At 63.0% G+C, this 15260-nt stretch carries 9 protein-coding genes and 1 pseudogene; 6 read left to right on the forward strand and 4 right to left on the reverse strand.

Features of this window, described 5'->3' with window-relative positions:
* Positions 1-23: 23 nt before the first annotated feature.
* The 5 genes and pseudogenes from ACFPU0_RS04855 (at position 24) to ACFPU0_RS04875 (ending at position 5813) form a co-directional block, all read left to right on the forward strand.
* Positions 24-1436, forward strand: a complete 1413-nt coding sequence (locus tag ACFPU0_RS04855) for a restriction endonuclease (RefSeq protein WP_377691653.1) — start codon at positions 24-26, stop codon at positions 1434-1436.
* A 394-nt stretch (positions 1437-1830) separates the two neighbouring features.
* A complete protein-coding gene (locus tag ACFPU0_RS04860) occupies positions 1831-2808 on the forward strand; it encodes a hypothetical protein (RefSeq protein WP_377691654.1) in 978 nt (325 codons plus the stop codon).
* 45 nt (positions 2809-2853) lie between these two features.
* Positions 2854-4272, forward strand: coding sequence for a hypothetical protein (locus ACFPU0_RS04865; RefSeq protein WP_377691655.1), 1419 nt, complete (start codon positions 2854-2856; stop codon positions 4270-4272).
* Between the two features lie 210 nt (positions 4273-4482).
* Positions 4483-4764 (forward strand): annotated as a pseudogene (thyA, locus tag ACFPU0_RS04870) (thymidylate synthase); the annotation flags it as partial.
* Between the two features lie 50 nt (positions 4765-4814).
* The gene (locus ACFPU0_RS04875) at positions 4815-5813 is read left to right on the forward strand and encodes a ribonuclease T2 family protein (protein ID WP_377691656.1); all 999 of its coding nucleotides are present in this window, start codon (positions 4815-4817) and stop codon (positions 5811-5813) included.
* On the opposite strand, the gene ACFPU0_RS04880 is transcribed toward ACFPU0_RS04875, so the two are convergent.
* The 3 genes from ACFPU0_RS04880 to ACFPU0_RS04890 all read right to left on the reverse strand — a co-directional run bounded on the left by ACFPU0_RS04880 (position 5810) and on the right by ACFPU0_RS04890 (position 10202).
* On the reverse strand, positions 5810-7180 hold the full coding sequence (locus ACFPU0_RS04880; RefSeq protein WP_377691657.1) for a GTPase/DUF3482 domain-containing protein: 1371 nt from the start codon (positions 7178-7180) through the stop codon (positions 5810-5812). The genes ACFPU0_RS04875 and ACFPU0_RS04880 overlap by 4 nt on opposite strands.
* The gene (locus ACFPU0_RS04885) at positions 7173-8567 is read right to left on the reverse strand and encodes a DUF2868 domain-containing protein (protein ID WP_377691658.1); all 1395 of its coding nucleotides are present in this window, start codon (positions 8565-8567) and stop codon (positions 7173-7175) included. Before ACFPU0_RS04885 ends, ACFPU0_RS04880 begins: the two co-directional genes overlap by 8 nt.
* 96 nt (positions 8568-8663) lie before the next feature.
* Positions 8664-10202 (reverse strand): nucleobase:cation symporter-2 family protein, encoded by a 1539-nt coding sequence (locus tag ACFPU0_RS04890; protein ID WP_377691659.1) that lies wholly within the window; start codon positions 10200-10202, stop codon positions 8664-8666.
* A 307-nt stretch (positions 10203-10509) separates the two neighbouring features.
* Between ACFPU0_RS04890 and ACFPU0_RS04895 the strand changes: the two genes are divergently transcribed.
* Positions 10510-11022 carry a dihydrofolate reductase gene (locus ACFPU0_RS04895; RefSeq protein ID WP_377691660.1) on the forward strand — a complete coding sequence of 171 codons (513 nt, stop codon included), beginning with the start codon at positions 10510-10512 and terminating at the stop codon, positions 11020-11022.
* 125 nt (positions 11023-11147) lie between these two features.
* Here the strand turns inward: ACFPU0_RS04895 and ACFPU0_RS04900 are convergent, their stop codons facing one another.
* Positions 11148-15254, reverse strand: a complete 4107-nt coding sequence (locus tag ACFPU0_RS04900; protein WP_377691661.1) for a DEAD/DEAH box helicase — start codon at positions 15252-15254, stop codon at positions 11148-11150.
* Positions 15255-15260: the final 6 nt, after the last annotated feature.

Genomic DNA, 15260 nt, shown 5'->3' on the forward strand with positions numbered 1-15260 from the left:
TCGCGCCAGTCCGGATGATCGGAATGACATGGCGCATCGATTCTCAGCGTCCTGAGCGGAGGGGAACTGGCGGGAGGCCGAGCTTTGGTGCATCGTCTGCTGTTCAGGAAATTGAACTTACCAGCTACCCTCAGAGCAACATGACCATGACTACCAAGGATGACGTGGACTGGCTCATTCCCGCCTCCATTCCATTCGAAGAACTCAAGGCCAAAGACCTTGAGGAATGCGTTTACTGGCTGCTGGACGCGATGGGCGCCCAGGACATTGAGTGGCGGGTAGGTGGTACAGGAGGCGGGGCTTCTGATGGTGGGCGAGACCTGGAGGCGAAGATTCTTGTGCCGTCGGAGGACGGTGACCTGACGCCCAAGACGTTCTGGTTCGAATGCAAAGGCAGGAAAGGCACAGTTGAGCGAGAGGCGGTGAAGGATGCTGCGGTCAACGCTTTGGCCTACAGCCACGTTGACACTATTGTTATCGCCACCAACACCACCTTTTCAAACCCGACCGTGGACTGGGTCAAGGCTTGGAATCGCACTCACCCTCGGCCGCAAGTTCAGCTGTGGGACAAATCAAAACTCGAACAGCTGATCTCCCGCCAGCCCAGCGTTGTCCTTCGACTTTTTAGCGACTCACTGAGCCTTTCGGGACGCCTTCAAGCCTTGAGTTCGAGATTCTGGAGTCGACTGGAATACGCTCCGATCAGGTTGCTTGAAGATCTATGGGCGAATCGCGACTCGCTCGACTTGGGCCCTCTCGAAAGGTTCGCCCTGATTGCAAACGAATGCGCGAACAGAACCCTTGAGAGGCGCCCTTGGGGTGCTGCCGCAACGCCGGAAGCAGCTGTGGATACGCTTCAGCTTGCATTGTTGAACGTTTATTACCTGTTTTTGCGTATGCATAGGGCCGGTGCTAACCAAGCCCCGATCTTCAAATCGTTGACCTACGTTCTCCTCAACGCGCTGAGACACACCTCAGCGGCAGGTATTGCCTGGTTTCTAAAAACCTTCATTGCAGAACGGGAGAGTGGCCCTGTACCGGATTCTGTATTGAATCTGGTCATCGAGCCCATTCTCGGGCATTTGGCTGAGGAGCTTGCAGAACTATGCGTGCCCGACTGTCGACGTGTCTCTAGGCTCCGCCGGAAGGAGTTGACGGCTGATGGCGACGACCTTGCGACATACTGGTATCGCTTTAGTGCACAGGGAATTCCAGTCGAGGAGGACGACGACAGGATACTCTGGCTCGAACATCAGGCCTCACCGTGCGAGGTTGGCTTCACCGTCAACGACGTGCAGGGATGTCCACTGATCTCTCCCGATCTATCGCTGAACAATCTTGAGGATCTGTTGAAAACAGCCCAGCGGGTGACTGCTTTCCGAATAGATCGGGACAGGGAGAAGAAAGAGCGGAAACAGCAAGATAAGCAGGTCTAATTGGGCCTCAAGAGTCAGCCGGTTGAGAGGGGCCAGGTGTCCGCTCAGTTCAATGAGCGTCTGGCTTCCCGGGATAATGTCGTTGCGTTACTGGGGTAGGCAGTGAGCAGCGAGAGGCCTACCAGGATGCAGCTGATCTGGATGGTCATCCAGCTCGAACCGGGGCGCGCATTCCATGTCCCCAGGGAGGCCATCGGGGCCCACATCATTGCCCCTCTAGGAATGACAGTTCCCACAGGCTTCTGAACCAGTAACATCCCAACTAGCGCTGGTCTGGAGAATCCAGACCTCAGCCCCTGCATTAATTACATCTGCTACAAGGCAGTGTCTTCGCAGGACGGGGTCTTCTCAGGCATCCCATTAGATCAATGCATAACGACAAGGAGAGTTTTTGGTGGACAAAAAAAGCAATGACGTCGTCAGTGGATCTGAAATAGATGAGCTTCTGTCTAGTTACGAAGCGCTTCTAGAGTACTTTGCTGGTCTTGGTGTAAAAGATATAGCAAGCACTAAGCTACAGAGAATTCATTCGATAATAAAAGAGCGGGGGATGGATGGCTCTGACTATTGCAGGTACCTAATTGAAGCCAATAGATTCAAAAGAGTACGAGGGATAATTGAAGATTCAGAGGTTAATCTAAGTGTTAATGATCTAAAGAAAATGCTCAAGGGCTCTGAGATTGCACCGTTTTATAGCGATGAATCAGAGGATGCATTTTTCGAATTTGACTTTGCGGCGCGACTGCACAAGTTAACATCCTTTCGCACGATAGATATTGGCTCCAAAATTGATGGCACCGAAACTGACGTGATCTTCAATAAGGAGACCGCGATTGAGTGCAAGAAGGTTCATTCTGTTAAATCCTTTCGCAGAAATTTTAGGACTGCAAATAAACAAATAGTTACGAGAATAGCCCGGGATGATAGTGTTAAGAATGGTCTTATTGCCTTCGAGTTGACAAATGTTTTTGATCATCAGGGCTTCAGAGAGATCGCAAGAAATACTATTCCTTTGTTTTATGAGGGTTACCGTAAGCTAGGGTTCGGCCAAGAAGAGGCCTTGCTGAAGCTTGCGGAGGATGACAAAAATTTTAGAGGGGCGCTTCAGAATATTAGTTGCGCAATTCTTGAATTCTCCTTCCATAGTATGTTTGATGGTCGAAGCCAAGACTGCAAGATGGATGATGATGTGATGGGTGTTATCTATCAGGCAGAAACTTATTTTTCGCTTGATGGCGAGGGTCATCAAATTCCTATATCGATGAGGTGTGCTACATATCTGGAAAACGAGAGCTTCAAAAATAGGGCTGGCTTCGAATATATCGGGAGTGATGTCGGTGCTTTCATGCGTTCGCTCGCTGTTGGGATTTGAGTCCGTTTCCGGATGGTTCGCACTGTTTCTTGGAGTTCCTTGTAAATGTTTAAGTCTATTAGTCGGCGAAAATTTGAAACCTATTTTTACGGGCGCTCGCCTTATGTAAAGCAATTTACAACGGAAACAAAATGGTACTCTTTTGAGTCTGAAGATATAACACTGCTGGCAGTGATATTGTTCTGTCACATCGACAAGGACTACAATGCCATTGTTTTGGCGAGAGATCTCAATAAGCGATTTCGGCCCGTTAATGTGCAGTCATCTTTGCCCTCAATTGATGAGGCGATTCAGAAAGCGTCCGAACATATTCAAAAAATCGTAGATTCGGCTGTGAATGGATTAATAGCGCAGGGCGATGAAGAAGAAAGCCCCTTTTCTATCTTTGCGGCCAAAGTTCCTGAGCATAAGCGAAATCGCTATCTTAAGATGCTACTCAATGATCCGACTTATTATCCGGCCAGGGTCACTATGGAGGAGTTGGCGCATTGGTTTGAAGATCCTGATGGGATATTCATTCGCGGTCTACAAGGCAATGAGTTCAATTCGCGCCTGTTTGAACTATATTTGCAGGCTGCATTTTATGAACTGGATTTTCTGATTGATCACTCGCATCCTCAGCCGGATTACTTGCTCTCCAAGGGCGGCATGGTTGTCGCGGTAGAGGCCGCAACTGTGGCAGAACTAGAAGGTGAAGAGGAGAGAGTTGAAAAGCGGCTTGATGAAGGAGCAATCGCCGCTGTGCTCGAGCACGTTGAAAATGAAATGCCTTTCAAATTTCAGCGAACGCTAGCCAAAAAGGTTCGTCATAAACCAGAGCCGTTGAAGGTGCCGTATTGGGAGTTGCCCCATACCAAAGGGCATCCTTTCGTCATCGCTGTCCACGATTATTCGATGGGGCTGTCGATGGCCGCATCCCAAGGCGCCTTGCAAAAACTACTCTATGGCCTGGAACTGGTCGACGGCAAGATGGTGCCTATTGAGCGGCATGAGCACAACGGAAGGACTATTTCTTCGAACTTCTTTGCTCAGGCAGGAAACAGGCACGTTTCGGCAGTCATGTTGGTTACAGGTGCAACGATACCGAAATTCAATCGTATGGGGCGGCTCGCAGGGATTCGGAGCAAAACCTCCATGGCCAAGGTCTCTGGCCTTCGTACGGACGCGCAAGGCGTAATACAGCCTTTCAAAGCTGTCGTGGAAGACCCCAGATATCACGAAGCTTGGCATGACGGGATCTTCATGTTTCACAACCCCAACGCGGCAATCCCTCTGGAACCAGAGCTGTTCCATCGGGTCATCCATTGCTTCAGGGATGGGGACAATTTGAAGGAGTATTTCCCCCCTAACTACATGGTCGGCTCAGTGACAGAGATGTTCCGATTCAAGGAGTCTCAGGCCGAGGAGCTCTGGGGTCAGTTCGATCTGGTGCTTGAGAAGCTCAATCTTCCGGTCGAGGAATAAGGGAGCGTCAACCGCAAGGTCACGGACGCTGGGCCAGGCGATGCGGTTGTAGAGTCCGGGGCCGCTGGGGGCGGCAGCGCCGGCAGGCTCCGGCTCTTGAAAAAAAAGCTTGCATCCGTTATGTGCATTATGAATAATGAACATATAGCTAATCGCTTGGAAGGCTGTGTAGCTAGGCGTAATGTGCGAAAAGTAGGGGTGAAGAGAGGGCTCGGCGTGCCCTTCAACATCGCCAGCTATGCCCTGCTGACCCTGATGGTGGCGCAGGTGTGCGATCTTGAGCCGGGCGAGTTCATCTGGACCGGCGGCGACTGCCACCTCTACGCCAACCACATCGAGCAGACCGACCTGCAACTGACCCGCGAGCCGCTGCCGCTGCCGACCATGAAGCTCAACCCCGAGGTGAAGGACCTGTTCGCCTTCACCTTCGAGGACTTCGAGCTGGTGGGCTACCAGTCCCATCCGCATATCAAGGCGCCGGTCGCCGTCTGACCCCGCGTGCCGGGGCGCCCCGCCCCGGCCGTTCCCCGCCAGGAGTGTCCATGAAAGCCCCGTTCGCGGCCCTGCTCACGGGGCTTGTCGGTTTCGCGTCCCCCTTCGCCGCCTGGGCCGAGCCCGCTCAAGGCAGCTTCGTCGCCAGCCAGCGCTGCGAGGCCTTCCAGTCCATCCGCAAGCAGAGCAACCCGGACGGGCTCGAAGTGAAACCGGGCCAGCGCTACGAAGTGGTGGAAGTGAACAGGCGCGACTACGACTGGCTGCGCATCCGTGTTCCGGGCGGAGCCACACCGCTGCGCTGGGTCTCCGCCGACTGCGGCGCGGTGGAGGGTCTGGGCTTCAATACCGGCAAGGCCGCGCCGCCGGCCGCTGGCGGCGATATCTGCAGCCTGCCGGACCAGCACGACGGTTACGTGCTGGCCGCCACCTGGCAGCCGGGCTTCTGCGAACACGCCGCCTACAAGGGCAGCAAGCCCGAATGCGAGGGCCTGGAATCGGGCGAGCTGCAGATCTCCCACCTGACCCTGCACGGCCTCTGGCCCAACCGCCAGTCCTGCGGCAAGAACTACGGCCATTGCGACGGCCCGGGGCTGGACCTCCGCGCCGACACCCTGGCCTATGTGCGGCCCTGGATGCCGAACTTCCGTTATGGCACCAGCTTCGGCCGCTACCAGTGGGACAAGCACGGCATCTGCCAGACGCAGATGGACGACGACGCCTACTTCCGCCGTGCCGCCGACCTGGTGCGCCAGCTGGACGAGTCGAAGGCGGGGCGGTATGTGGTCGCCAATATCGGCGGCGCCATCTCCAGGCGCGCCTTCTACCAGAAGGTGGAGGACGAGTTCGGCAGCACGGAGGCGCAGAACAACTTCCTGCTCATCTGCAGCGGCCAGTACCTGCAGGAAATCCGCGTTTCGCTGCCCCGCGAGCTGAAAGCGGCCGACAGCCTGGTGGGCGTGGTCGACGGCCGGTTCGCCAGCCGCCGGCCGAGCGACCGCAGCGAGTGTCGCGCCGACCGTATCCTGATCGAAGCGGGCGGCCTCTAGGGTTCCAGTCCTTTCGCCAGGCTGGCTACCCAGCCCTGGCGTTCCGCCTGCTCCAGCTCGGCACCAGGGTTCAGCGACGACCATTCCGGATGGGCGCGCGCCTTGCCCAGCACCGCCGGCAGCTTGCCTTCGCGCCACTGCTGCTCTTCCGGCGTGCCCACGCGGATCGCCTCGAAGGCGGCGTGGCCACGGGCGTCCAGGGCCGCCAGCAGCTGGCGCTGGCGCAGGGCGAGCAGGCGCAGGATGGCATCGTCCACGGTCAGCTCGCGCTGTCCCTTGATCTTGCCCAGCAAGCGTTCGCCGTAGTGGCCGAAGGTCTGCCAGGCGCCGCCGGCGATGGCGCCAAGGGCCGCGGCGGCGCCGAGGGTGAGGCCGCCCACCAGCAGGTCGACGCCGGCGCCGGCCGCCGCGCCCGCCGCCATGCCGCCGCCCAGGCGCACACCCAGTTGCTTGAGGGTTTCCGGGTTGAACAGGTCATCGCCCCAGCGGCCGCCCAGCAGCGGCAAGTCACTGGCGGCGGCGGCGTCCCGGCCGAAGGCGTAGAGCCGCAGCAGGGCTTCCACGCAGCGCTGCTCGCGCTGGCGCACCTGCTGGCGCAGGGCCTCGGTGGCGGCCTGCAGCGCCGCCTCCTGGGCCGGCACGCTGCGACGGCAGGCGGCCACGTCCAGCAGCAGTTCGGCGATCAAGCGGCTGCCGGCTTCCAGGCGCAGGCGGCGCTGCGCCTGATGGTCTTCCACCAGTCGCTGCAGCTGCGGGCGCGCCCGTTCCAGCAGCAGGGCCAGGCTGTCATAGAGGCGCTGCTCGCCATCCAGCGGCGGCGCCACGCTGTCGAAGCGAACCAGCGCGTGCAGGCCGAGGCGGGCCAGGGCTTCGCGCCATTCCGCTTCGCGGTGGCCCTCGCTGGCGACGAAGTTCAGTACCGGCAGCAGCGGCCGCCCGCACATGGCGAGCACCGCCAGCTCGTCGCGGTACTTGGCCAGTACGGGTTCCCGGGCGTCGATCACATAGAGCCCGGCATCGGAAGCCAGCAACTGGCGCAGCACCTTGGCTTCCTGTTCGAAGCGCTGGCGCGCTTCGCTGCCGTCGAGGAAGCGGGCGAGCCGGGCCGGGCCATCCAGGCGTTCGCCAGGGCGCTCCAGGCGTTCCAGGTGGTCGAGCAGGGCGATGGCATCTTCCAGTCCGGGGGTGTCGTAGAGCTCTAGCAGTGGCTGGCCGTCCACCGAGAGCCGCGCACCTTCCACGTGGCGGGTGGTGCTGGGGCGGTGGGACACCTCGCCGAAATCGCGGTCCCGCAGCAGGGTACGCAGCAGCGAGGTCTTGCCCACGTTGGTATGGCCGACCACGGCCAGCTTCAGCGGCTTAGTCATGGCCGGTCTCCAGCCAGTTCATCGGCGCGCCCTGGGCGTGGGGCAGCGCCAGGCGCTCCAGGGCCTGCTGCCAGTCCTCGAGGCGCTGCGCGTCCAGGGCTTCGCCGGGAGGCGCGGGCAGCAGCCAGATTCGGGTCGCCGCGGCACTGCGGGAGAGTTCGCCGATCAGTGCCAGGGTGCCGCGGTCCGGTGAGCGTCGTGGGTCGCAGGCCACCGCCAGTCGCTCCGGCGGAAAGCGGCTGAGCTGGTCCAGCAGGCGTTGGCGCTGCTCGCGGCTGTCCAGCACGCCGGCGTCGCCCACGCCCTTGGGCAGGACGGGTGGCCAGGGACGGCGGTCGTCCAGTTCTATGGCCACCAGCAGGGCTCCCCGGCTGTCGCCATTCAGGTTGCCGGCGCGGGGTGCGGCCAGTTCGCTGGGCGCGGCATCGCAGACGCCGAGGCGCTCGCTGGCCGGCTGCAGGCGATCGCGCAGCAGGCTGTAGCCGGGGAGGCCGAGATCCAGGCCAAGGCGTGCGCGGCCCTGCAACCAGCGCCAGAGGCAGAACAGGCCGAGCAGCAGGCGTGGCAGCAGGCCGTAGGTGAAGGTGACCCCCAACAGCCAGCCGGACCAGGCCTGGCGCGCGCCTTCCTCGGCCAGCGCACTGCTGCTGGCGCGGATGGTCTGCGCGTCCGGCAGGCTGAAGCCCAGCAGGGACGGCAGGGCGCCGAGGGCCTGGGTGAGGAAGACGAAGGTGTCGCTGCCGAGAATGGTGGTTTCCCAGACGAAGCCGTAGCGCCTTGTCGCGAGCAGCAGCAGGAGTATCACCAGGGCCGCTCCCAGGGTCAGCGACCAGAGGCCGTGGACCAGGGCGCCGAGGCCCCAGCGGGTCAGGCCCTGGCGTTGCAGCAGCAGGAGCAGGGCGGGCGCCAGGTGTGCGGCCTGGGCATCGCGCGCCAGCTTGCCGCTCGCCCAGAGCCAGAGACGGCCGAGCAGGCTGGCGCTGCTGCCCAAGCCGAACGTCAGGGCCCAGCCCAGCAGCATCAGGAGGTGCAGCCCGAGCAGGCTGCCCAGGGCCCAGAACAGGTTGACCGGGCGCTGGCCGTCGCCCAGGGCGGCGACTGCCAGGCCGGCGCCGCCGGCCAGTGCCAGGATCGCCAGCAGCAGGCCGGCCAGCCGCGCGCCTTGGCGCCAGTGCGGCAGGGCCTGCGACTGGCCGTCGCGTTGGGCGAGCCAGAGCGCGCGGGCCTGGATGCGTTGTGCCAGGTCGCCCCCGGCGGCGTTGGCGCGACGATTGGCTTCCGCGTCTTCGAGGGGGCCGGCGTGTTCCTCGCGCAGGCGGATGGCTTCGGTCAGCCAGAGCCGGTCGAGGCGGGAGAGGGAGGTGGACAGGGTGTTGGGTTCGCTCACGAAGGGCCTCTTGGCCAAGGGTGAGCCCAGAGAATAACCGCTGTGGCGGGCCCCATCGACAGAAGAAGGCCGGCGCATTGCGCCGGCCTTGCCGATTCAGCCCGTGGTGGAGCCCGCCGCCACCTTGCTGCGGGGCGGTGCCGGCGGCGCGCCATGGTGGTCGTCGTGGCCGGTGATCTTCACTTCGTTGCCTTCGCAATCGTAGAGCTTGCCGTCGCGGAAATAGTCGCCCTCGTGCAGGGCGGCGATGTCCTGGTAGCGCAGGGTGCGTTCGCTGGCGGCGACGAATACCGACTGCTGGTCCGAGTTGCCGGCCTTCAGGTGGTTGAAGACCAGGTTCAGCACGATGGCCATGATCGCCGCCGAGCTGATGCCGGAGTGGAAGATGGTTTCGAACCAGGCCGGGAAGTGGTGGTAGAAGGTCGGCGCGGCGATCGGGATCATGCCGAAGCCGATGGAGGTGGCGACGATGATCAGGTTCATGTTGTTGCGGTAGTCCACCTGGGCCAGGGTGCGGATGCCCGAGGCGGCCACGGTGCCGAACAGCACCACGCCAGCACCGCCCAGCACCGAGGTGGGAACGGCGGCGATCAGGCGGCCCATGACCGGCAGCAGGCCGAGGGTCACCAGGATCAGGCCGGCGGTGGCCACCACATAGCGGCTCTTCACCCCGGTCACGGCCACCAGGCCGACGTTCTGGGCGAAGGCGCTCTGGGTGAAGGAGCCGAACAGCGGTGCCAGGGAGCTGGAGATCATGTCCGCGCGCAGGCCGTTGCCGAGGCGCTTGGAGTCGACCTTGGTGCCGATGATTTCGCCCACCGCGAGGATGTCGGCCGAGGTTTCCACCAAGGTCACGATGATCACGATCAGCATCGACAGGATCGCCGCGATATGGAATTCCGGCATGCCGAAGTGCAGCGGGGTGGGCATGGCCACCAGCGGGCCTTCGAGCACCTTGGAGAAGTCCGCCATGCCGAAGAACACCGCCACCACGGTGCCGATCACCATGGCGAGCAGGATCGACAGGCGCGAGATGGCGGCGCTGCCCAGCTTGCTCAGCAGCAGGACGGTGCCGAGGGTGAAGGCGGCCAGGCAGACGTTGGCCATGCTGCCGAACTCCGGCGACTGGCTGTTGCCACCCATGGCCCAGCGAGCGGCCACGGGCATCAGGGTCAGGCCGATGGTGGTGATGACGATGCCGGTCACCAGGGGCGGGAAGAACTTGGTGATGCGCGAGAACACCGGGGTGATCAGCAGGCCGATCAACGAGGCGGCGATCACCGCCCCCAGCACCGCGGGGATTCCGCCTGCGCCGTTGCTGCCGATGATGGCGATCATGGTCGCCACGCCGGCGAAGGAGACGCCCTGGACCAGCGGCAACTGGCAGCCGAAGAACGGCAGGCCGATGGTTTGCAGCAGGGTGGCCAGGCCACCGGCGAACAGTGAGGCTGCGATCAGCAGGCCGATGTCGGCGGGCGATAGCCCTGCCGCCTGGCCGATGATCAGGGGTACCGCGACAATGCCGCCATACATGGTCAGCACATGCTGCAGACCATAGGCGAGGTTGGCTCCAATGCCGAGGTTTTCGTCTTCGGGGCGTTGCACCGGAGACGGACTTGCGGATGGGACTGTCATGGTGAGCACTCGCTTTTGTTATTGTGGCGGCAACTGTAGACAATTAATGCAACCGTTGACTAGTGGTTTGTATACAATTTTTAAAGCGGGCTTTTTCGCCAATCTCCTGGGTAATGCGAAACAACTTCTCTGATCTGTGGGAAACAGGTAGCTGACCTTATGATCAGGAACGGGATTGGCGACGAATGGTGCCGAGGTACAGGGGGAGCGAGGTCGCGAAGTCCACCCGGGACTCGGCCGGACAGGCCTCGGGCGCCCAACGTCCGTTGGCTTTCTCTGGACCGTGCCAGCCGGTATCCTCGCCGCCATGAACAAGACCCTGCCCCTCTGCCTTATCGCCGCCCTCGCGCAGAACCGCGTGATCGGCCGCGACAACCAACTGCCCTGGCACCTGCCGGCGGACCTCAAGCACTTCAAGGCCATGACCCTCGGCAAGCCGATCATCATGGGCCGCAAGACCTGGGATTCCCTCGGCCGCCCGCTGCCCGGCCGGCTCAATCTGGTGGTCAGCCGCCAGAGCGACCTGGTGCTGGAGGGGGCGGAAGTCTTCCCCAGCCTGGAAGCGGCCATCGAACGCGCCGAAGCCTGGGCCCGCGAAGAGGAGGCCGAGGAGCTGATGCTGATCGGCGGCGCCCAGCTCTACGCCGAAGGCCTGGCACTGGCTGATCGCCTCTACCTGACTCGCGTGGAGCTCGCCCCGGAAGGCGATGCCTATTTCCCTGAAGTGTCGCAGCAGGATTGGCGGCTGGCCTTCAGCATCGAGCACGAGGCGACGACGGACACACCCGCCTATGCCTTCGAGGTGTGGGAGCGGCGCTGACGCTGCTTCAGTCCGATTCGCCGCGCAATAGTCTCAGCAGTAAGTAGCCCGGATGGAATCCGGGGAAAGCCAGGCGCCGCTCCCGGATTTCATCCGGCTACGATTCCGAGGCGGTCGTTACCGCCTCAGTCCTCCTCTCCGCGCAGCAGGCGCAACAGGGCGTCGGCATCCAGTCGGGCGCTCATCTCCCCTCCCTCCAGCAGGCTGTCGGCCAGATCGCGTTTCTTCCGGTGCAGGGCAACGATCTGTTCCTCGATGGTGTTTTCGGTCACCAGCCGATAGATGGTGACCGGCCGTTGCTGGCCAATGCGGTGGGCGCGGTCGCTGGCCTGGTCCTCCACCGCCGGGTTCCACCAGGGGTCGAGGTGGATCACATAGTCGGCGGCGGTCAGGTTGAGCCCGCTGCCTCCCGCCTTGAGGCTGATCAGGAACAGATCGCCGCTTCCGGCCTGGAAGGCCTCGACGCGCCTCTGGCGCTCCTTGGTGGCTGTCGAGCCGTCCAGATACTGGTGTTCGATCCCCTCGCGCTCCAGCCAGGCGCGCACGATCTGCAGGTGGTCGACGAACTGGCTGAAGACCAGGGCCCGGTGGCCGCTTTCCCGCAGTTCTTCGACGATCTCGGCGAAGGCTTGCAGCTTGCTTCCGGCCAGCGGGCTGCCGGGCACCGATAGCGAAGGGTGGCAGCAGAAGCGGCGCAAACGGGTGATCTCGGCCAGCACCTGGAGGGGACGGGCTCCGTCCGTCGCGACCTGTTCGATGGTGTCCAGCGCTTGTTGGCGCAGAGCCTCGTACAGATGCGCCTCTTCGCTGGAGAGCGATACCCGGTAGGTGATCTCGGTGCGTGCCGGCAGCTCGTCCAGCACCTGGCTCTTCAGGCGGCGCAGGATGAATGGCTGGATCAGTTTGCGCAGGGCGCGGCGTGCCGCTGCATCGCCCTGTTCGATGGGCGTGGCGAAGCGGGCGGTGAAGCTTTCCTGGCTGCCGAGCAGGCCGGGGTTGATGAAGCGGAACAGGTTCCACAGTTCGCCCAGGTGGTTCTCCAGCGGAGTGCCGGTGGCCACCATGCGGAAGTCCGCTTGCAAGGCCATCGCCGCCTGGGAGCGTTTGGTCTGGGCATTCTTGATGGCCTGCGCTTCATCGAGCACGACACTGGTCCAGCGGCGGGCGGCGAAGGCTTCGCTGTCCTGCTGCAGCAGGCCGTAGCTGACGATCAGCAGGTCCATGGGGCCCAGGTCTTCCAGGCTGCGCGCTTCGTGGTAGAGGTGCGTTCTCAGGCCGGGGGCGAAGCGGGCGCATTCGGCGCGCCAGTTGAGGGTCACCGAGGTGGGGGCGACCACCAGCTGGGGCCCCTGGGCCGACCGTTCCAGCAGCAGCGCCAGGATCTGCACCGTCTTGCCCAGGCCCATGTCGTCGGCCAGGCAGGCGCCGACGCCCCAGTGCGCCAGCCGGGACAGCCAGCAGAAGCCCTCCAGCTGGTAGTCGCGCAACTGGGCCTGCAGCGTTCGCGGCAGCTGTGGCTGGTGGTTGCGCATCGCGGCGAGGCGCTCGAGGTGGGCCCGCCAGTGGCTGTCTGCCTCGAAGGCGCCGGCCTCGCCGGCCAGCGTCTCCAGCAGTGGCGCACTGAGGGTGCTGAGTTGCAGGCCTCGGTCGGTGATGCGTTCGGCCAGGCCGCCGAGCTCTTCCAGCTGCCTGCGCAGGCGGTCGTCCAGGGCCAGCCAGTCGCGGTCGCCCAGGTTGATGAAGCGCCCCGGAGAGGCCTTGAGCAACTCCAGCAATTGGCGCAGCTGCAGGACCTTGCCGTCGTCCAGGTCGATGCCGCCTTGCAGGACGAACCAGTCGCCCCGCTGCTTCAGGCCCAGGCGCAACTGGCCCAGGGCGAAGCGGCCCCTGATGCGCATGTGTTCGCCTTCCGGCCAGACGCACTGCAGCGCTTCGCCCTCCAGGGCCTTCAGTTCGCCGAGGGCTTGCAGGGCGTCCTGGGGCTGCTGCAATTGCCATTCGGTGCCGTCGCTCTCGGCCAGGGACAGGCCGGGGCACTTTTCCAGCACGTCCTCGAAGCGCTTTCTCTCGTTTTCGAGATCCCGCAGGACCTGCACCGCCTTGCCTTCCTGCTCCCCCACCAGGCTGCGGCTGCCCTGGCCCGGGCGGAACCAGCTGCCGCTGCGCAGAGGGCGGACCAGTAGCTGCAGGCGCAGGCCGGTCTGCAGAGGCAGCAGGTGGACGTAGAGCCGTTCGTCCGCCGGGATGGTGTCGAGTTCGCCGGCCAGATCCGGAATTTCCGAGTGGATTGCCAGCAGCGGGGCGACCGAGGCCATGGCTTCGACCAGTTGCGCCTTGGCCGAGAGCGGCACGCTCAGGCCATTGCCGACGATGGCGGCGATCTGCCTGATGTCCGGGGTGCAGGGGTAGAGGCACATCCGTGTCGGCGTCTCCTTGTGGATGACCAGCATTTGTCCCGCGCCCAGTCCATCGGGGTGGAGCTGCAGCTGAACCTGCTCGCCCTCTGCCCGCAACTGCAGCCGGGGTTGACCCGCCACGAGCTCCAGGCGCACGTCCGGTGCGTCCATCCAGTACAACGAGGGATGCCCCGCCAGGTCCGGCAAGGCCGCGTCGGCCGGCAATTCGTAAGTGGGTGAGCCGTAGAAGTTCTGGACGATCTGGATCCTGCCGATGACCAGGCGGTCCTGTTCCGTGAGGAACTCCATTGCCTGGCCCTCTTCCACCAGGCGGCGCAGCGCCACTGCCTTTCCCTTGCTCCACTGTCCCCTGGCGCCGAGCTTCTGCTCCCGTGGTTCGACCCTGCGTCGGTAGGTGGAGGACTCGATGAACCACGCCAGGCGCGAAGTCCTGGTGTTGGGCGACGCGGCGCTGGCGTTGGCCGGCTTGAGCCTGGCCAGCGCCTGAAGCGCCTGCTGCCAGGATTCCTGCCGCTGCTGGAGCTCCAGCAGCGGGCGCAGTCCGGCTTCCCGGTGGACATGCGCGAGGCGGCGCGGCTCGCCGAACTGCGCCGCCAGCAGCGCGTCGAATTCCGCCGCGAGCCAGGCGAGATGGGCGTCCTCCAGCGTCCGGCGATAGTCCTCGAGGGCGTTCCGCCATTCCTTGGTTCGCGAGGGTTCCGCGTCCTGCCAGTACAGCCCGAGTGCCAGCATCAGGCCGTCGAGTCCGTTGAGCCGGGTTGGAAGGTGCAGGCTCCGCTGCTGGGGCGCAAGGCCCTGGAGCCGTTCGAAGTAGCGTTCCAGAACGGGGTAGGCGGAACCGTAGCCGGCCTTGAGGCCTGTCGACAGCACTTGCTTGAGTGCGGTGCGATGCGCGGGCTGGTAGCCGCCGATCAGGGCCAGGCCGTATAGCGCATTGAGGATAGGCGGCAGGTTGATCTTGCGTTTGCCGGTCTGCTTGCGCAGGTCGCTCATCCAGTCCTGGACGAGCTCCAGGGTGCGTGCGGTATCGCCCTTCAGCAAGCTGGCGAACGTATCGTGGAACTGGCTGTAGCCGTTCCGGCACAGGCTTTCCAGGCTGTGCCAGTCGCCGCGCCAGAATGCCTGGAGGATAAGCTGGAAATGCAGCTCGCCTTCCTCCTCCGGAGGTATGCGGCGAGCGTGCTCCAGCCCCAGTTCGTAGGCTGCGCGGCAGGGCGTCAGGTACTGGTTGCACAGGTCCAGGTAGTCCTCGAGCAGCAGCAACCGTATTTCATCGCCGAGACGGCAGAACAGCTCCAGTCCCTGTGCATCGTTCGACAACTGATGCATGGGGTGAATGGCGTGGAGGCGCTCGAGCGACATGTAACGATTCAGCGTCTGGAGCGAATGGGTGACCCCGGGGAGCCCGCCTTCCAGCAACTCCAGCCAGACGAGCTCCTGGGCGGCGTCCAGGGGAATCCCTTGCCAGGAATTGGCCGGTTGGAGGTGCTTGCGCGCTGCCTGGAGCCAGGACCTGGCGTCGGGCCACTGATGCAGATGGAGCAGGACGGCATAGCGTTGCCCTTCCACCAACCGGTTGCTGTGTCCCTTGGTGGTGATCGTCCGCGTGATCCAGCCGGCGTGCTCCAGGAGGTCGAGCAGGGCGGAGAGGTTCTCGTTACTGGCGGCCCTGCCGTCCGGCATGGTGACCTGCTGGGCCTGCAGTCGCTTGAGCAGGCTGTTCTTGCCCCTGCCGGACGCCGTCGTTGCCAGTGAGTACAGTACGGCGCGACCGGCAGCGGGCAGGGCCGTGATGGCCGGGGAAGGTGTGCTCATTTGGGG

It is taken from the genome of Pseudomonas sp. GCM10022186, from assembly GCF_042656385.1.
Lineage (GTDB): Bacteria > Pseudomonadota > Gammaproteobacteria > Pseudomonadales > Pseudomonadaceae > Metapseudomonas.